The sequence below is a fragment of the Algorimicrobium echini genome (genome assembly GCF_900115185.1).
GTDB classification, from domain to species: Bacteria; Bacteroidota; Bacteroidia; order Flavobacteriales; family Flavobacteriaceae; genus Algorimicrobium; species Algorimicrobium echini.
The window spans coordinates 273,364-291,298 of sequence record NZ_FOVN01000003.1; the positions used below are offsets into that span (position 1 = coordinate 273,364).

Genomic DNA, 17,935 nt, shown 5'->3' on the forward strand with positions numbered 1-17,935 from the left:
AATTAAAATTACAAGATAATAGTCATCAACAAATTGGGATTTATAGTTTAAATTGTAAATTTAGGCAGTCTAAAGAAAAAGTAAAAATGAAAAATATTTTAGTAGCTATCATTAGCATATTTTCAACACTCACATTTACTAATTGTGCAAGTGATGATAATATTACCGAATTAGAATCTAAATTAATCTCAACCACATACACGTTAAATCCTGTATCAGATCCAGCAATTATTGGTGATGCACGTATGATTAAAAACGAAGATGCTTCAATTACTATAGAAATTAAATTGTCTGGAACATTACCAGGAGAGACTTATCCAACCAATTTACGTTTCAATACAGCTGCCGAAGGTGGAGCAGTAGCTATCAGTCTTCAACGATTAAATGGTACAACTGGTAGAAGCACAACCACATTTTCAACTTTAGACGATGGTACAGAAATTACCTATGAAGATTTATTAGAGTTTGATGGGTTTATTGATGTTCTATTAAATAATAATTCACCAGCCATTGTTTTAGCCCAAGGTGATATTGGACAGAATGAACTAACAGGTGTATCAAAAACCTATACGTTAAGCGCTCGTGATATTCCTGAAATTAGCGGGAATGCCAAGTTTTCTGAACGAAAAAATGGGGAAGCGCTAGCACGTATTGAATTAACCAATGCCATTCCAGGTACAGAGCATCCTGCACATATTCATTTGAATACTGCGCTTGAAGGAGGCGCTATTACTTTTACATTTAATAACATTAATGGTGATACAGGTTTAAGTAGAACCAATGTGTCTGCTTTAGATGATGGAACCGCTTTTGGTTATACCGATTTGATAGCTTTTGATGGTTATGTCAATGTCCATTTAAACCCGACAGATTTAACAACTATTATAGCCCAAGGTGATATTGGCATAAACGGCTTAACAGGTGAATCTGTTGTTTACGTGCTAAACGAAGTAGATATACCCGATACTCAAGGAACAGCAACGTTTTTCAAACGTGAAAGTGGTGAGGCTTTAGCCGTTTTAGAAATTGAAAACACCATAGCTGGCGATGTACATCCTGCACATATTCATGCGAATGATATTAACACTACTGGTGCTGTTGTATTGACCTTTAATCCAGTGGATGGCGAAACAGGTAGGAGTGAAACTAATATTATTCAGTTAGATGATGCCACGCCTTTTGGATATGACGATGTACTTCAAATTAATGGCTATATTAACGTACATGAAAGTGCTGCTAATTTAGGAATCATTATAGCGCAAGGCAATATTGGTGTGAATGTGGATAATTAATTAACATCATTTTAAACTATAAAAACCTGTTGTTACATCGGGTTTTTCTATTTTTTATACCAAGCATGATTGATTTACAATTGCTAAACCATTTAGAAGGCTTTTTAACCGAAAGCAGACGCGAGAAATTTAACCGTGTGTTATCAGGTCGTACCAAACATTTTACGGTAGCTACAGAAGATGTGTACCAATTGCATAACACAAGTGCTGTAATTAGGAGTTGTGATGTGTTTGGTATACAAGAAGTTCATATTGTAGAAGAAGTAAATAGCAAACGCATAGATAGAGAGATTGCCATGGGTGCCCAAAAATGGGTGGATTTAAAACGCCATCACCATGTAAAAGATGCTATTAAAACCTTAAAACAAGATGGTTATCAAATTATTGCAACTACACCACATACCAACGATTGTTTGTTGCATGAATTTGATGTGACCAAAAAATCCTGTTTTTTCTTCGGAAGGGAAACGGAAGGTTTATCGCAAGAGGTATTGGATGCAGCAGATGGTTATTTAAAAATACCAATGGCTGGTTTTACAGAGAGTTTAAATATTTCTGTTTCTGCCGCAATAATTCTACAACATGTTACCACCAAATTAAAACAAACGGATATTCCTTGGCAGCTCACCGAAAATGACAAGTTAGACAAACGTCTGGATTGGATCAAGAAAACAATTAAAAGTTATGATGAAATCGTGGAGCGGTATTATGAGGAGAATGGTTTAAGTGAAGAGTTTAAATAAGTGTTTTTTCTATTATTCTTTTCGTTGAATTCAGATTTTTTATAGAATTAATAATTAAAATAAAAAAAATAGAAATCCTATTTACAAAAGTAAGGCAAGCGGAAAAGGTTGGCTTTGGGTGAATTTTGAATAAAATTTTATAAAACACATAATAGGAAAAAAAGAATATAGGAATAGCGGAAATAAATAATCCAAAAATTTATGAAAAATGTGTGCTTTCATATGGTTATTATAATGCTCTCAAATGCTGAACTATTCCTTATAAAACACTACCGCATAAAACACTACCGCTTTTTCCGACTCCGACTCAATACCTTATATTCCTCATAGCATTCACTAATAGCATCCAAAATTTGAAGATCGTTAGCGCTATTTATAAAATCGGCAGAATAGTTACATTGACGCACTATTTCATCTAAATCTACACGGTCTACTTGTAGTAAAACGGTGAGCATTTCCCGATCAAAACGCGAGGCTAGGAGGTTTCTAATTTCATCATCTTGCTTCATCTGTTTGAGTTTTTTCATCTCATTCGGATTTTTCCCAAACATTTTATAAAGGAAATCGGCAGGATTAAAAATAGCACCTAAAGCTTTGGTTATAGCATTGCTACGGTTTCCAGCTTCATAGCCTGTAGATGGTAAACCAGAAATGCTGTAACGGTAATTTGTATTGATGGGCACATTCTGAATATCCACTTCTAGAATTCCTGTTAGGCGGAAATCGTTAATAACCACTTCTTCTAAAGCTAGTGCCAATTCATTTAATTGGATGGTTGAGGTTCCAAACTTTATCCAGTCGTTTGTAACCCGAACTTTTATCGATTTAAAACCTAAATAGGAGAGGTGAAGCGTGTCATTTGCTTGGGCACGTAAGGTAAATTCTCCTTCGGCATTGGTTGTGGTACCAATTACTTGGGTTAAATTCACAATATTAACACTTTCCATAGGTTCCCCTTGTGATGCGTTAACAATAACGCCCTTTACATAAGTTTCGTCTTGTGAGAAACCATATGATATAGTAAATAAGGCAAATAGTAGGAAAAGGTAGTGCTTCATGGTGCTAAATTAACCATAAAAGTACTAAACAAAAAAATAGATTTCTCATTTAGTACTTTATTTGACTAATAATTAACAATTATGTTTAACGTCTTGAACGTCTAGGTCTTTCAATACCCGAATCGTTTTTAGATTCAGAACGTCTTGGTTTAGAATCGCTATCGCTTCTGCGACTACGTCTGTTACCTGTATTACCACTACGATCCTTGCGTGCTCCCGAGGAGCGACGCTCGTTTTTTGAACCATCATCACGCTTGCGTCCTCCAAAACTGCTTCCACCACTTCTGCGTTTGTTTCTGCTTGTGCTGCGACCTTTATCTTCGCTTACTTCAACATTTACAAAACGTCCCTCATGTTTGAAATCTGTAAAAAAGGCTAATACTTTTTCTTGTAACGTTTTTTCGGTTGTAAAGAATGAAAAACTTTCTTTAACATCAACTTTAAATACATCATCACGACCCAGTTCTAAAACCTCCTTTAAGAAATCTTTTAGCTTCATCCAGTCATATCCGTCTTTCCGACCTACATTAATAAAGTATCGTGTATCGTTGGCATTGCTTGAATAACCACGACCACCACCATCACTATCGCTACCACGTGTTTCAGTTACGTTTTGAATGCGTGATTTTTGATAATAATTAAAGAAACGTGTAAACTCTACCGAGAAGAATTTTTTAATTAATTCATCTTTAGAGGTGTCTGCAAATAATGCATTAATGCTTTCTAAATACTTATCTATTTCATGATTAATTTCCGTATTATGGATTTTATTGGCCAACGACATAAGCTGAACTTCACAAATTTCCATGCCATCGGGAATGTCCTTTTTAATGAAGTCTTTTTTAATGATGCGTTCTATGCTTTTTATTTTTCGAACCTCACTTTTTGAGACGATAACCATAGAAACACCAGTTTTACCTGCACGACCTGTTCGGCCACTTCGGTGTGTATACGTTTCAATTTCATCTGGCAATTGGTAGTTAATAACGTGAGTAATATCATCTACGTCAATACCACGAGCTGCAACATCTGTAGCAACCAACATTTGTATTTGTTGGTTTCTAAAGGATTTCATCACCAAATCGCGTTGGTTTTGACTTAAATCACCATGTAAGGCACCAGCACTGTAGCCATCTTCTATTAATTGTTCGGCAACCTTTTGTGTGTCGCGCTTGGTTCTACAGAAAATTACCGAAAATATATCTGGATTCGCATCTGCTAATCGTTTTAAAGCAGCATAACGATCGCGAGCATTTACTAAATAGTACTCGTGCGTTACTTGACTTGTACTTTCATTTTTATTTCCTACGGTAATCTCTATAGGATTATCCATGAATTTTTTTGCTATACTTGAAACTTCTTTTGGCATGGTAGCCGAGAATAACCAGGTATTTTTAGTTTCTGGAGTATGCGATAGGATATCGTTAATATCTTCATAGAAACCCATGTTAAGCATTTCATCGGCTTCATCTAAAACAGCATATTCTATTTTAGAAATATCAACCAATTTTCGCTTAATCATATCTTTCATACGACCAGGAGTTGCTACAATAATTTGCGCGCCTCTTTTTACATCACGTGCTTGTTCTGTAATGCTTGCGCCTCCATAAATTGCCACCACATTTAAACCTTTACAGTGCTTGCCGTAGGCTTTCATTTCGTTGGCTATTTGCAAACACAATTCACGTGTTGGTGATAAAATTAAGCCTTGCGTTGTGCGGCTGTCTATTTGGATTTTTTGCAACATTGGAAAACCAAATGCGGCCGTTTTTCCCGTTCCAGTTTGCGCTAGGGCTACCAAATCGGTTTCTTTTTCTAATAATATTGGAATTGCTTGGGCTTGAACATCACTAGGGGTTTCAAAACCCATATCAGTAATAGCTTGTAATAGGTCGTCATTAAGACCTAAATCGTTGAATGTGCTCATTCGTGTTTAGTAAGTAATCGATTATGTTTTGTAGTGTTACAAAAGAAGTGAATCGACATACTTAACCTAAACTTCCAGTAACACATCCTCACCCTGAGGAATACTTTGAACAGAACATCGGGTTCTGCCAAATTTCGTGCAAAGGTACACTTTTATTTTTAATTAAATTCTTGTGGAAATAAGAAACTTACAAATTGAGACTCGGTTAAGGGTTTGAGTTAACGATTCCCTAATTTTATATGTTGACTATTTTAATTTTCTGTAACTCGTTTAATAATTAAACGTATCTGTCCCATGTGATTAGCTTGATGCTCCATAACGTGATACCAAGCCCAATGATTATTCATACTGGAATTGCTTACTTGAGCATTGAACCAATTGTCATCTTTTGTTTTTAATAATTTTTTGGTTTCTTTTCTAACGGTATCCCAAATGTCTAAATAATAACTAATGGGCTTATTTACTAATTCTTTTCTAGCTGTTTCGCCTAATTCAAGAGGAAGCAACCATTCCTTTTCTTCTTTGCTGGAAAAAGATCTGTTTTCAAAGGTAAATACTTGATAGTACTTTTCTGTAGCCGCTAAATGTAAAATCATTGCTCCTATGCGATTTGCATCATCATCGAGTAAAAAATCAACTTGATGCTGCTTTAGATTTTCAACACTACTCGTTACACGCAATTTTAAATCATCTAGCATAGCAACCATATTTCCTATTTGTGTAGAATAGCCTTTAGGTGGCTCAATGGTGTTTTGAGCTTGTAAATTAACGCTTAAACATACCACTAAAGTTATTAGGTGAAATGTGAATTTTTTCATGAGTAATTATTTTTTAGTACTATTTTTAAATTGAATTTATTAATAATTAATAGATGTTTTTCTGCTGTATTACAAAGGGATTGCCTTTACTCCGAATTAAATTTTTTCTTGATAGCATATTCCACCCTAATTAAAAGTACTATGACCAAAAAAATCATATAACTGATACCAATTAAAGTGGCTGTTTTATCGTTTAGGTGAACTATAAAACCGAGTAAACCAGACACGCCTAAAATGATTCCTAATTTTATCATTTCTTTGGCAGAGTAAAGTTGTGCAAAATCCCATCGTTCTTGATTTTTCATTGAACTTGCTGTTCTGTAACCATAGAGACTATTAATTTTTTTAGGAGGAAATTTCAACATTATGAAACCAACAACTATAAAAACAATCCCTGTTGAAATTGGTATTACAAATAACGGATTGTCAGTAGGTATGGTCATAGTTTTAATTTAATTTCTGGTAAACTTTCTCATCACGAACAATAGATGTGTTACTTTTTTGCTCTGCAATAAACGCTAATATTTGATTTTTAATATCTAGATTTATTTCTTGCTTGTGAGTCGTTTTTTGGTTGGAATTATTTAAGTCTGTTAAATTACCATTTTCCAGATTAAATGTCATTTTAGAAACACCAAAAGTCATTTCTGCATAATAATTATGAAAAATTTTTATGTCGTTGATGCCGTCTTGGAGTTTTGCGGTTTCTAATATGTCATATTGAAAAGCATTTTGCTGTTCAGGATTGTTATAACCTATTTTTATGATTTCCGCTTTGGGTAATTTAACAGACAAAGACACTGTTTCTGTTTCCGACGAGAATTCTGGAAATCTTGCCTGTTTACCGTCCATTTCAATAAACAGTTTTTCAGCCTTTTGGTCATATGGTTGCTTGTAGGAAAACGTAATGCTATTTGTTTTATTGGGATTTTTATAACCGTAAAAATAGAATGGTTTGGTAAGATTGTTATCTGGTTTTAGGGTGATTTTTTTAGAATTGAATATGGTATAGACTCCATATATTTTTAAATCCACATTCCCGAAAGAAGCAAAGTAGAAAAATGTTTGATCTTCCAATAAATACAGGCCAGCCGCCATTTCAAAACCAGAAAGCTCATAAAATCCTTCTGCTAATTTATAATTGTTTTCTTGCGCAAAACCTTGACTTGTTAACATCCAGAATACCAACAAACCTGTATAAAGCGTTATATGAAATTGTAATTTTTTGTTGTAGCGCATGGTTATATTTTACTCAAAATATTTCTACCTGTTATGGCAATACTTGTTAATACACCCGAAAATAATGCACCTGCAATACCTGCTGTGGCTATATCTTGGCCTGTTAAATAAAAGTTTTTAATTGGCGTTCTAGGCTTTAAAAATGGCTGTCTAAATCTAGATGGACTATGATCTAATCCATAAATTTCACCCGATTGGTAGTTGGTAAAATGTTTGGTTGTTAAGGGTGTTGATAATTCTTGACACACTATTTTTCCTTCAACTTGTGGTAAATGTTTGTAAAGTACTTTTAGTAACCTTTTAGAAATAGCATCTTTAATAGCCTCATAGTCTGTACCTCTTTTTTTCCAAGAGGTTTCAGACCATTCATCAAAGGTTTCATATGGAATAAGGGTAATTATATCTATGGAACTTTTTCCAGGATACCTATTGGACCAATCGGGATCTTTAGCACAAGGGAACGAAATATATACAACAGGGAAAGGTTGCGATAAATCGTTTAAATAACTTTTTACACAACTATCATGGTCACCTGTTTCTGGATAAATCCAGAAATTAGTTTTTGGAATTTGGAGTTCCTCGGGAGAGCCTTCTAGCCCTAAATATAAATTAACGTGTGCTACAGAGGGTTTAACCTGTTGTAATTGCTTATTTAACTGATGTTTTTTAACGGTGATTTCGGGTAGTAATTTGGTGTATGTGGTTACAATCCCTGCACTACTAACAATGTTTTTAGCTGTAAATACATGACCATCTTTCATTTGGACACCAATGGCTTTATTGTCTTTAATAACGACTTCTTCAACTTCGGCACTTACTAAAATCGTACCGCCTGAAGCAGCTATAACCGGATCTATAGTTTTAACGATTTGCGATGAGCCTCCAACTGGAAAGCTTCCTCCTTCAAAATAATGACTAGCAACAGAGGCATGCATGGAAAAGCTACTTTGTTTTGGTGGTAACCCATAATCGCCATATTGACCTGTTAAAACTTTTATTAATGCTTCGTTATCCGTTATAGAACGCAGTACTTCATAGGTTGTTTTATCAGAAAATTTATAAAAAGGGCGTTTTAAGTACCAACCAATTAACGTATTTATTATGGGTGGAATAGCTTTTGTTAAATAGAAATTCCTGCTGGTTTTAGCTGCTTTAAAAACCGTGTTAACATACGTGTTTATGGCGTCTTCTTCCTTTGGAAACGATAGTGCTAAATGTTTTTTAAAGTTTTCTACACCTTTTACAAAATCATGTGGTTTGTCGCCAATAATAATACGGTCATAAACGGTGCCCATATCAGCCCATTTCAATTCGTGATTGCTTACATAATCAAATATTTTTCTTAAAATACTATCGTCACTTTGAACATTTCCTATGTAATGAATTCCCACATCCCATTCAAAACCTTTGCGTTTAAAAATATGTGTAAAACCACCAGGCGTGTAATGACGCTCTAAAACCAACACCTTTTGTCCTTCTTTGGCTAAAATGGCAGCCGTTGTTAATCCGCTCATGCCAGACCCTATAATAATGGTATCGTATGCGTCTTGTAATTGTGGTTTTTGCTTATAGGATTGCACCATAGAATTTATTTTCAACCAAAATACTATAAATACGGGAATTTTTAAGAAACATATTTGTTATTAATTTTCACAGGTCGCAGAAAGTAGTTTGCCAAGTACTGGGAGGATGTTTTGGAATGAAAATATGGAATACTTTAGTTCTGTAAATAGTTTAGTGGAATGCGAAGCTCAAATGCGTTTAGGCACTACTTATTAATGCAGGCTAATAACTCTGGTCATTTTCCAATTACCGTTATCTAGGTGCCAGACAGCAATAAATTTACTGGCTACAGATTCAGCATCAGGTTCCTGGTTATTATAAAATTTATGATATCCAATTTGTACAGCTCCATAATTATTTATCGGGTAGACTTCCACACTGCCAGGAATTAACACTCGAGTTACCTTCCCACAAATATTCTTTTTAGTAGCTTCTATTAAATCGGCTTTTGAAGTCATTAAACCAACTTCATCATGAAAAAACTCAATATCATCTGCGTAAATAGAGGCTTGCGTCTCCAAATTACAAGTATTGTAAGCATCAAAGAAGGTTTTGTCCATAGCCAAAATTGTTTGGTACAGTTGGCTGTTTGAAGGCGTGTATTCTTTTATATCAGCATTAGATTTACAGGACAGAAAGGTTGTTACGATGAGTAATCCAGTCAGTAAAATGGTCGCATTTTTCATAATTATCTATTGTTTATAGTTTATAAACACCATACCAAATAGGATTCGTTTGGCATTTGGCAACGTGCCTTTAAGTTATTTTTCGTTTTCTAATTCTAGGGCAATTAAATTAATTAAATTCTGGATTTCAAGATCTAAATCGTGCCGACGGTCAATAACATCTTGAGTGAATGTTAATTTCATGCCAAGTAAATTTCTCACCCTTTGTATTTCTAAAATCTGATAGTAATTATTTTTAGGTTCATTTTCAATATTAATAGTTGGTATGTTGGTTTTTACCAACGGAATGAAATTAATGTTGTTTTCTAAAAGGTCATCAATCCTTATTTGATGAACACTTAAACGGTCTTCTAAAATATCGTTGAGTTTGTTTAAGCGAAACTCCAGATCGGTTAGTTTTTCAATTATTTTAGTGTTTTTTATCAAACTTAATTTATTGGTGTTTTTTAAATTATTATAGCCATTAAATGTGGGTTGATCACTTTGCAAATCCCAAGCAGCACTCTTGAAAATGGAATCTGGAATTGTTTTTAAGGGAATTTCAGATTGTTTTGAGTTGATTCCTAAAATCTGTGTGAGTCTTTCCTTTAGGGTGTTTTCTTCAGAAATTAATAGTTCTGATTGCTTTTTAGCAAGTGATAAATTTAGAAACAGACTTTCTAATATGGCTTGCTCTTCAATGGTATCTTTTCTGTTTTCGTTCCAATTATTTATTTGAAGCGCAATTAAAATACCAATAACCACCAGTATAATTTCGCCTATGGCATATTTTAAATACCTACCAGTTTTGCCTTCTGAAAGCAAGTTTATTCTAATTTTTCTAAAGAATTTTATCATGGTTATTCAAGGAGTAAGCCAAAAGGTTATTGATTGGTTTTATTGTATGCCGTTTTTAGTTGTTTAATAATCCTATCATGTCTTCAATTATTTCATTTATCAAACCTCGTTTGTCTCTTTCTAGCACATAAACAGCTATTGAAGTTTTTAATTTAGGAAAATACAAAACGCGTGTGCCCCAAAAACCGCCATGTCCATAAGCATGTAATCCATTATAGGTGTAAGCTGACAGACCAAAATAGTAATGACTGGGTTCAGAATTTTTAATTGGAATTTTGGTGTAAATTAAATTTAAAACCGAAGTGTCTTTAATGATGCTATTGTTGAAGAGCTTGTAAGCAAAAGAGGCTAAATCATGAGTTGTACAAGCTATGCCACCACCTCCAAATAAATCGACAGAATTATCTAATTTGGTTGAATTCCAGTTGTACTCCTGCCAATATTGATGTGCTAATGGTTTTGTGCCTTCTGGTTGATCTTCAAGGGTTGGAAACCACGTATTATTAAAGCCCAAAGACTCATATTGAAGAAGTGCTCTCATAGCAGTATAGAAGGACTGTTTTGTTATGTTTTCTATGATTTCTGTTAGCAACAGGTAATTGGTGTCAGAATAGCTAAAAACTGTTTCGGGTTTACCAAGTGGTGGTCCGATATTTATGGCCCATTCTAATTGCTCATCACGAGTCCAACGGTAGGTTTTATTAGCATTAATAAAATCCATGTAGGCTTGATTGGCATAATCTACTATACCGCTGGTATGAGATAATAAGTGTTTCACTTGAATGGCATCTACATTATATCCACCCTGTATAAATAAATGGCTTGTTCTAGCTGTTAGTAAATCTTTGATAGGTTGGTTAATTGATAATTTTCCATTTTCAACCAGTTTTAAAATGGTAGCTGAAACGTAGGTTTTTGTATTACTGGCAATGAGAGCTGGTTGGTCTGGTTCCAATTTTGTTTTAGGAGTTAGATTGGAATACCCTATAGCTCCGCTCCAAGAAATATTTCGTTCGGGTGATTCAACACTCACCATAATTCCAATAGATGTTTGGTTAGAGGCATACACGGAATCAATGATGGCTTGAAACTTAGTTTCTATAGATTGCGTGTAAACCAAACTAGGGAGAAACAGAAATCCTAACAAAATGGGTTTAAAAATTTTCTTCATTTGGTTGTTTTTGTTTTGGCATTGCAACGGTTTTGGATTTAATGGTTGTGTATTTCAGTACCTAATTTAGCAAATAAATTACAGATAGAAATTCCGCAAGGATTTTCAGAAGTAAGCGAGGACAAGCTACTTATAGCCATTGTTATGCTTTCGTTATTTTTTTATTTCTGATTCGATTGCGATATTAACTTTTTTAAGAAATTCCAATAAATCACTCTCTTCTTCCAATCCTGATTGCCTAACAGATGTAATGAAATCAACCCAAAAAACAAATTCAGGATTCCGAAAAGATTTTTTGTTGTCCCTTGAGAGCATATTATAATCAATTATTTCTCTTTTTGATGCAATCATTGGCCAATAATATTCTCCTCTTAATTTTTCTATAACTTTAGTATCTTCGTTTGCGTCAATAATAAATTCATTTATTGAGGACAACATATATCTAATTTCTTTATTCTGTATTAAGTTAATTCTCCCTGAATTTATTACTGAATTCAAAATACCAAGTTTAGGGTCATAGGTGAAATTATAATTCATAATAATTAAGATAGTCTTCAAGCTATCATTGGAAATACTATTTAGCTTATTAGTGTCAGTTATCATTGATTTAATTTCCTTTCCTGCAACCAAAGATTTTTCGTGTTCAGCTATTATTATTTCCAGTGCCTTTATATTAGATTTTATCTCTGTGTTTAAATCAAAAAGAGCTTCTTTTTCAGAACCAGAGTCTATTCTTTTTTTGTTCCAATTACTAACTTGCAATGCAATCAAAATTCCAATAACAACAAGAATGATTTCGCCTACGGCATATTTTAAATACCTACCAGTTTTGCCTTCTGAAAGCAAGTTTTGTCTAATTTTTCTAAAAAATTTTATCATTAGTTATTGCTTGGTTATAATGAAGCATATAGGTTGTTGTATATGGTTTAAGCAACTAATTTAGCAAATTAAAACCGAATAAAAAATCCGCGAGGATTTTCGTAAATTACCTAAAACCAAGCAATTAATTATACACAGTGTTAGCTTTTCGTTATTTTTCAATTTCAGAGATTATTTCTTTCGCAAGTTTTATTGCGTTAGAGTAGAAATCAACAATTAGCATAGATTGATATCTCCTATTCATTACATTTATTTCAAGTTTCTTATCTGTGATTACACTTTTTAAATCAATATTTTCTGAAGTTCGTGGGTCATCTTTATAAAATTCAGATTGTCGATGCCAAGGATTTGTTTTATTCCATATCCAATAAAAGTTTTCTTTTACATAAGGTTCATACATCGTTTTAATTTCTGTGTTGGCGTTTAGTTCCCTACTTTTTAACTGTTCGATATATCTGTAATAATTTAATATTTTGGATTGAAGATTCTCATGAATAAATGACATACTATTAGAATTGAGAAGTGCCTCTAATCCGCTTTCGTTGATTTCGATATTACGCTCAAACATTAGATAAATCAGATACATTTGTATATTATTATCAACAGGTTTTAGCGTTTTAAACTGGTCTAAAAAATCATTTGCGTATTCTATGGTAGTTTGTGTTTCGGACAACAATTTTTCAGCTTGGATTATGTCATCTTTAAGATTCAGGCTTATTGTTTCTAAATGTTTTTCGGCCTGATTTATGTTATTTTTTTTCTCGTTCCAATTATTAATCTGTAGCGCAATTAAAATTCCAATTACAACAAGAATTATTTCTCCAACTGCATAAATCAGATACTTACTGAATTTGTTTTCAGAGAGCAGATTTTGTCTAATTTTTCTAAAGAATTTTATCATTCGTTATTGGTTGGTCATAATGAAAGCTAACGGTTTTGTGTATGATTAGTGGCGTGTTTAAGCACCTAATTTAGCAAATAAAAACCGAATAGAAAATCCGCGAGGATTTTCGTAAGTAGGCGAGAACAAGCAATTACTTATAGCCACTGTTGTGCTTACGTTATTTTGTATTAATCATTGTTAATTTCTTCTAATAGCAGAATAATGTTATTGAGTTGTTTTTGTACTGGTTTTAAATCATTTATTTTACCTGTTTCATTGCCTATAAGATAACGTAAATCTTTTTTTAAACTCTCGTCCTTACGTAACTCTTCAACAACAGATTTTGCTATTTTGTTATCGAGTTCAATACTACATTCGTTAGGTAAACTAATTAGAAAGCTATAGCCGTTTTTTAAATAAACATCTCCACAATTTAAACGTATTTGTGTCTGAATCTCATCTGGCATTTTACCTCTTAAATTCTCTCTATACTTGTTTTCAAGAATGAACACTCCTGTTTCAGACCATTCCGTATCATAATACCTAATCAATGCAGTTTTTAAACTGTCATTTTGGATAAGATTAATTTGGCCAGAAGCAATTAATTCCTTAAAAGTTGATGAAGCTGAATATGAATCAGCTAATTGACTTGCTTGATACATATCAATTAGATTTTCGACAGGATTAATTTCAGCATCTTTAGAGTTTTCGAAAACCGCTATTGCCTTTTTGGCGTGATAAATAACTTGTTTAGAATAATTAATAGTCGCTTCAAGAATTTGTTTTTCCTCTCTGACATCATCTAAAAGGCGTTTATAATAGAGGGATTCTAAACTTTCATTAAGACGATTTTGATTCCAATTATTAATCTGTAACGCAATTAAAATTCCAATTACAACAAGAATTATTTCTCCAACTGCATAAATCAGATACTTACTGAATTTGTTTTCAGAGAGCAGATTTTGTCTAATTTTTCTAAAGAATTTTATCATTAGTTATTGGTTGGTTATAATGAAAGCTAGCGGTTTTGTTTATGGCTCGTTGCGAAAAATCAGCTATGATTTTCCGCTGTAACCAAAAGATAGCAAATTGCAATGAATTCCGATTAGGAATTCAGCCGCAATGAGCTATACAGGTTGTTGTGCTTTCGTTATTTTATTTTACCGTTAATTCTTGTTCTATTTCATCAATTAATTCAATCGCAAACTTTTTCATTCCTCGATACGTCTCTAAAACTGCTTGCTTTCTATAATATTCAATTGTGAGATAATTTCTCCCTTTAGGACTAGTAATAAGTTTTATTAAATTTTGTCGATTTTCGCTTTCATCTTGAAATTTTGGAAACGTATTGACCACATTTATTTCGTATTCATTTTGACCATACCACCAATAGTTACCTTCAATACGTGTACACTCAACCTCCCAGTTAATAACAGCATTAAAGTGCTGTATATAATTTGTATAATAATTATATATCTTTTTGGAAAGACTATCATTTTTAGATATTTCAGACAATCCTAAATTAGTTATTTTAGTGAAGGTCGAAGTATTTACAGCATTGTAATCATATTCTGGTATAATTATATAGGAAAGACTATCTGTTGATATATTTTGGTATTGAGTAAGAGATAACAACCTGCTTTTAGATTCTAGAATGTTTTTATAATAATCAATGCTGCTACTAAATGCTAGTGTATCAGATGTTAGGTCTTCCCTTATGTTTTTCAGATAGGTTATCATCTTTTCATTAGCTATGCGTTCGCTATTCCAATTATTAATAGACAGGGCGATTAAAATTCCAATTACCACAAGAACAATTTCGCCAATGGCATAAAGCAAATACTTACTGAACTTATTTTCAGAGAGTAGTTTTCGGCGAATTTTTCTAAAGAATTTTATCATTGGTTATTGTTTGGTTATAATGAAGCATATAGGTTGTTGTATATGGTTTAAGCACCTAATTTAGCAAACCTGCCTACAGGCAGATAAAAACCGAACAGACAATCCGCAAGGATTTTCAGAAGTAGGCGAGAACAAGCAATTACTTATAGCCATTATTGGTACTTATTTTTAATTTATTTTTTGCAATCAATATTCCAGTAAATAATATCATTCCAATACTGGATAATAAATGTATTTTCTTAAAATCCATATTTAATTCAGGAAAAAACAACAAGGCTATTCCAGCATTAATGGACAAGTGAAATAAGATGGCTACTAGAACACTTCCTTTAGAATTAATCACTAACCAAGTTATTATTATTGATAAACACATTAGCATAATAAAATATGTAATCACGGGTAAAAAAGAAATTGATTCTCCACTTACTAAAGTGCCAAATGGTGCCCACCAAAGTGGAATATGCCAAATAAACCATATTACTCCAATTATAACTGCACTTTTTAAGTTTGTATGTTTTTTTTGCAATTCGGGTAATAAAAAACCTCGCCACCCAAGTTCTTCACCTAAAGGGCCAGCATATATGCCAGCCCATAGTATCGCTGGAATAGAAAGAAAAGCTGTTATGTCAAAACTCCCAATATCTCCAATAAATGTTTTGTAAATTCCAATTCCAATAAGAATAAAAAATATAGGCAAAAATATTATGTATAAATAGTATTTAAAGGGGATATTCCAAATAAACACTTTCTTAAATAAATTCAATACACCTTTCAGGCCATCAAAAATAAGTGCTGTTACAATTCCGCTGATTGTAGGTCCATATAAGCCAGTAAAAAAGAATATTAAAAATTTTCCAATTGATTCTTGGTTGATTCCATCTGTAAGATAATTTAGACCGATAACCCAAAAAGTCCAAGACCAAATAATGGTAATTAATAAAAATATATAAGTCTTTTTATTATTCATGTTTTTCTCTAATAAGTGCCAGCGTGTTGTGTGTGATTTCGTTGTGTTGGCTTGCTCTAAATTAGTAAAAGAAAACGAACCATAGGAAAATTCAGCAGGAATTTTCCGAGTACACACGAACCGAACAGTGAATTAAACACGTTGTTGCAAAAAGTTATTTAGAGCCATTACAGTCTTTCTCAACAACTATACTCTTTTTAATTTGATAATAGCTTATTAGTTTTTCAGAACTATGTTCTTCACCTAGGACATTGACATATTTTTTCTCTATAAAAATACCATTAGGCAAAGTATTATTTAATTTCCAATCTTCATATGCTGTTGGATGAGTTAATAAAGGCAAATGAAAACTCGTTGAATTATCTATTATATAGAGATTTGTTCCAGCTCCATTTCTGATTCTCTTTTTTAAATTTTTCAAAATACTTCGAAACGTATAAACTTTATATGTTTTTTCATTAATAATTGTGTCATTGTGTATAAAAAAGTCATATTCTTTAGCAACATGCTTATACTTGTTTTTTCTATAATTTATATCATCACAACTAATATTAATGAATTCAGCTTTATTTAGTTGAGATTTTGATACCAAAACGTCAGAGTATAATTTATCATGATGTCTAAAAACAATTCTAAAATTCAAACTATCTTTTGATGTTATTTCAGCGAAATAGCTGTTGTCTTTTGAGTTGGTTAAATAGATAACATTTTTTTTAATTGAATCCTCTTTATAAAAAGTGATTTCGGTTTCAATAGAATAGTCAAATTCATATTTCTCTTGTGAAAAACAAAAAGAAGTTTGAATAATTAATATCGATGTAATTAGTTTTTTCAAATGTTTTGTAACGGTCTAGTGTATGATTTCGTTGCGTGTTTAAGCTTTAAAGTTACTAAATAATCACAGATAGAAAATTCCAGCGGAATTTTCGTAAGTAAGCTCTAACTAGCAATGAATTATACACATTGTTACCTGCTGGCTTTTTTCAGTTGTCATATTCTGCCAGTTCAATTTCCTCATCACTCGGTAACCAGCCATTATTTATTTTGTCAATCAATACGGTCAGATGTTTTTTTACTTTTCGGTGAGTAAAATCCAAGCAGACAACTTTGTCTATTTCATTGTATGGGTCGTGAGCTAAAGTGGATGCAAACCAGAATCCTTCACTAAAATTTTGATGTGCAGTCGTAACTGGCGAAAATTCGTAATCGAATTCTTTTTTAGTCTGCATTTCATAATCTAAAGCTTGTCCAGTTATTTCTTCGTCAAAATATTGTTCAGTCCAATGAGCTAAAGTTCCAGCACTACAAGTATAGGATACATTTTTGTCCATACAAATTTTCACTACAGGCGGAACTAATTCCTCATCTTCTTTATTGGCAATTGTAAATACAACCCAATCGTTTTTCGGCAATGAAGATTTCCATTCAGAGTTATTTCTTATCTGGATGTAATATATTCTTCTTCTATTTATTCTACCAATTAACTCCATTACGTAATTATTGCTTTTACTTGGTCTTCCAAGTCGGCAATTCCATTAAACTTGCTGAAGTTCAAATCCTTTCCAGTTGATTTTAATTCAGATGTCAATTCTAAAATCAAGTCTAATGGCTCAACTTCGTGTCCAAACAGATTCTGGTCAAATTGAGTTCCGATGAGTATTCCATCATTAAGCATTCCAACACACCAATTTTCTATGAATTCGGTTAATGGGATTTCAGTCACTTTGTATTTACTCCACTCGTCTTTTGCACAAGCTTTAGCTCGAACCTTTTCAGCCCAAAAGCATATCATTCCGATTGGATTTCCATTATCGTCCTCAAATTGCGTTGAGCTTGATGTTGCAAACCCATTTTTACTTTTCAGTCCGTAAACTATTCCGTTTTCAGAAACTGTCTTTATGAATTTCTGATGTCGGTTTTTCAATGCGATTGAATCTTGGAACATAGTTTTTTCAGCTTGCAGGTAACGG

At 32.9% G+C, this 17,935-nt stretch carries 19 protein-coding genes; 2 read left to right on the plus strand and 17 right to left on the minus strand.

Annotated features, from left to right (window positions below; translation table 11 throughout):
• Positions 1 to 86: 86 nt before the first annotated feature.
• Both BM239_RS09975 and BM239_RS09980 read left to right on the plus strand, forming a co-directional pair.
• Complete coding sequence (locus BM239_RS09975) at positions 87 to 1,292, plus strand: CHRD domain-containing protein (protein ID WP_092208116.1); 1,206 nt, start codon at positions 87 to 89, stop codon at positions 1,290 to 1,292.
• 65 nt (positions 1,293 to 1,357) lie between these two features.
• Positions 1,358 to 2,035: a TrmH family RNA methyltransferase gene (locus tag BM239_RS09980; protein ID WP_092208118.1), complete on the plus strand. Its 678-nt coding sequence runs from the start codon at positions 1,358 to 1,360 to the stop codon at positions 2,033 to 2,035.
• 284 nt (positions 2,036 to 2,319) lie between these two features.
• Here BM239_RS09980 and BM239_RS09985 read toward each other — a convergent pair whose 3' ends face one another.
• The 17 genes from BM239_RS09985 to BM239_RS10065 all read right to left on the minus strand — a co-directional run.
• Positions 2,320 to 3,093, minus strand: coding sequence for a carboxypeptidase-like regulatory domain-containing protein (locus BM239_RS09985; protein ID WP_092208120.1), 774 nt, complete (start codon positions 3,091 to 3,093; stop codon positions 2,320 to 2,322).
• Positions 3,094 to 3,178: 85 nt separating this feature from the next.
• The gene (locus BM239_RS09990) at positions 3,179 to 5,020 is read right to left on the minus strand and encodes a DEAD/DEAH box helicase (protein ID WP_092208122.1); all 1,842 of its coding nucleotides are present in this window, start codon (positions 5,018 to 5,020) and stop codon (positions 3,179 to 3,181) included.
• A gap of 251 nt (positions 5,021 to 5,271) precedes the next feature.
• On the minus strand, positions 5,272 to 5,838 hold the full coding sequence (locus BM239_RS09995) for a mycothiol transferase (protein WP_092208124.1): 567 nt from the start codon (positions 5,836 to 5,838) through the stop codon (positions 5,272 to 5,274).
• Between the two features lie 86 nt (positions 5,839 to 5,924).
• Positions 5,925 to 6,281: an SdpI family protein gene (locus tag BM239_RS10000; protein WP_177209022.1), complete on the minus strand. Its 357-nt coding sequence runs from the start codon at positions 6,279 to 6,281 to the stop codon at positions 5,925 to 5,927.
• A 4-nt stretch (positions 6,282 to 6,285) separates the two neighbouring features.
• Positions 6,286 to 7,077, minus strand: a complete 792-nt coding sequence (locus BM239_RS10005; RefSeq protein ID WP_092208126.1) for a hypothetical protein — start codon at positions 7,075 to 7,077, stop codon at positions 6,286 to 6,288.
• A 2-nt stretch (positions 7,078 to 7,079) separates the two neighbouring features.
• Positions 7,080 to 8,660 carry a phytoene desaturase family protein gene (locus tag BM239_RS10010; RefSeq protein ID WP_092208128.1) on the minus strand — a complete coding sequence of 527 codons (1,581 nt, stop codon included), beginning with the start codon at positions 8,658 to 8,660 and terminating at the stop codon, positions 7,080 to 7,082.
• Positions 8,661 to 8,852: 192 nt separating this feature from the next.
• A complete protein-coding gene (locus BM239_RS10015) occupies positions 8,853 to 9,326 on the minus strand; it encodes a nuclear transport factor 2 family protein (protein ID WP_245758224.1) in 474 nt (157 codons plus the stop codon).
• A gap of 75 nt (positions 9,327 to 9,401) precedes the next feature.
• Positions 9,402 to 10,163 (minus strand): DUF6090 family protein, encoded by a 762-nt coding sequence (locus tag BM239_RS10020; protein ID WP_092208130.1) that lies wholly within the window; start codon positions 10,161 to 10,163, stop codon positions 9,402 to 9,404.
• A gap of 55 nt (positions 10,164 to 10,218) precedes the next feature.
• Positions 10,219 to 11,334 (minus strand): serine hydrolase domain-containing protein, encoded by a 1,116-nt coding sequence (locus BM239_RS10025; RefSeq protein ID WP_092208132.1) that lies wholly within the window; start codon positions 11,332 to 11,334, stop codon positions 10,219 to 10,221.
• Positions 11,335 to 11,487: 153 nt separating this feature from the next.
• Entirely contained in the window at positions 11,488 to 12,213 is a 726-nt protein-coding gene (locus BM239_RS10030; protein ID WP_092208134.1) for a DUF6090 family protein, read from the minus strand.
• 151 nt (positions 12,214 to 12,364) lie between these two features.
• Complete coding sequence (locus BM239_RS10035; protein ID WP_092208136.1) at positions 12,365 to 13,114, minus strand: DUF6090 family protein; 750 nt, start codon at positions 13,112 to 13,114, stop codon at positions 12,365 to 12,367.
• A 170-nt stretch (positions 13,115 to 13,284) separates the two neighbouring features.
• The gene (locus BM239_RS10040) at positions 13,285 to 14,088 is read right to left on the minus strand and encodes a DUF6090 family protein (protein WP_092208138.1); all 804 of its coding nucleotides are present in this window, start codon (positions 14,086 to 14,088) and stop codon (positions 13,285 to 13,287) included.
• A gap of 163 nt (positions 14,089 to 14,251) precedes the next feature.
• On the minus strand, positions 14,252 to 14,998 hold the full coding sequence (locus tag BM239_RS10045; RefSeq protein ID WP_092208140.1) for a DUF6090 family protein: 747 nt from the start codon (positions 14,996 to 14,998) through the stop codon (positions 14,252 to 14,254).
• 139 nt (positions 14,999 to 15,137) lie between these two features.
• The gene (locus tag BM239_RS10050) at positions 15,138 to 15,965 is read right to left on the minus strand and encodes a CPBP family intramembrane glutamic endopeptidase (RefSeq protein ID WP_143094912.1); all 828 of its coding nucleotides are present in this window, start codon (positions 15,963 to 15,965) and stop codon (positions 15,138 to 15,140) included.
• Positions 15,966 to 16,119: 154 nt separating this feature from the next.
• Entirely contained in the window at positions 16,120 to 16,800 is a 681-nt protein-coding gene (locus BM239_RS10055; protein WP_092208144.1) for a hypothetical protein, read from the minus strand.
• A 148-nt stretch (positions 16,801 to 16,948) separates the two neighbouring features.
• Positions 16,949 to 17,377: a hypothetical protein gene (locus BM239_RS10060; protein WP_245758225.1), complete on the minus strand. Its 429-nt coding sequence runs from the start codon at positions 17,375 to 17,377 to the stop codon at positions 16,949 to 16,951.
• A gap of 77 nt (positions 17,378 to 17,454) precedes the next feature.
• A partial coding sequence (locus BM239_RS10065) for a DUF2750 domain-containing protein (protein ID WP_245758226.1) occupies positions 17,455 to 17,935 on the minus strand: 481 nt, incomplete at its 5' end.

Excerpts from the sequence above, each read along its gene's own strand:
- BM239_RS09975 (WP_092208116.1), top strand. The coding sequence starts at position 87 with ATGAAAAATATTTTAGTAGCTATCATTAGCATATTTTCAACACTCACA.
- BM239_RS09980 (WP_092208118.1), top strand. The coding sequence starts at position 1,358 with ATGATTGATTTACAATTGCTAAACCATTTAGAAGGCTTTTTAACCGAA.
- BM239_RS09985 (WP_092208120.1), bottom strand. The coding sequence starts at position 3,093 with ATGAAGCACTACCTTTTCCTACTATTTGCCTTATTTACTATATCATAT.
- BM239_RS09990 (WP_092208122.1), bottom strand. The coding sequence starts at position 5,020 with ATGAGCACATTCAACGATTTAGGTCTTAATGACGACCTATTACAAGCT.
- BM239_RS09995 (WP_092208124.1), bottom strand. The coding sequence starts at position 5,838 with ATGAAAAAATTCACATTTCACCTAATAACTTTAGTGGTATGTTTAAGC.
- BM239_RS10000 (WP_177209022.1), bottom strand. The coding sequence starts at position 6,281 with ATGACCATACCTACTGACAATCCGTTATTTGTAATACCAATTTCAACA.
- BM239_RS10005 (WP_092208126.1), bottom strand. The coding sequence starts at position 7,077 with ATGCGCTACAACAAAAAATTACAATTTCATATAACGCTTTATACAGGT.
- BM239_RS10010 (WP_092208128.1), bottom strand. The coding sequence starts at position 8,660 with ATGGTGCAATCCTATAAGCAAAAACCACAATTACAAGACGCATACGAT.
- BM239_RS10015 (WP_245758224.1), bottom strand. The coding sequence starts at position 9,326 with ATGAAAAATGCGACCATTTTACTGACTGGATTACTCATCGTAACAACC.
- BM239_RS10020 (WP_092208130.1), bottom strand. The coding sequence starts at position 10,163 with ATGATAAAATTCTTTAGAAAAATTAGAATAAACTTGCTTTCAGAAGGC.
- BM239_RS10025 (WP_092208132.1), bottom strand. The coding sequence starts at position 11,334 with ATGAAGAAAATTTTTAAACCCATTTTGTTAGGATTTCTGTTTCTCCCT.
- BM239_RS10030 (WP_092208134.1), bottom strand. The coding sequence starts at position 12,213 with ATGATAAAATTTTTTAGAAAAATTAGACAAAACTTGCTTTCAGAAGGC.
- BM239_RS10035 (WP_092208136.1), bottom strand. The coding sequence starts at position 13,114 with ATGATAAAATTCTTTAGAAAAATTAGACAAAATCTGCTCTCTGAAAAC.
- BM239_RS10040 (WP_092208138.1), bottom strand. The coding sequence starts at position 14,088 with ATGATAAAATTCTTTAGAAAAATTAGACAAAATCTGCTCTCTGAAAAC.
- BM239_RS10045 (WP_092208140.1), bottom strand. The coding sequence starts at position 14,998 with ATGATAAAATTCTTTAGAAAAATTCGCCGAAAACTACTCTCTGAAAAT.
- BM239_RS10050 (WP_143094912.1), bottom strand. The coding sequence starts at position 15,965 with ATGAATAATAAAAAGACTTATATATTTTTATTAATTACCATTATTTGG.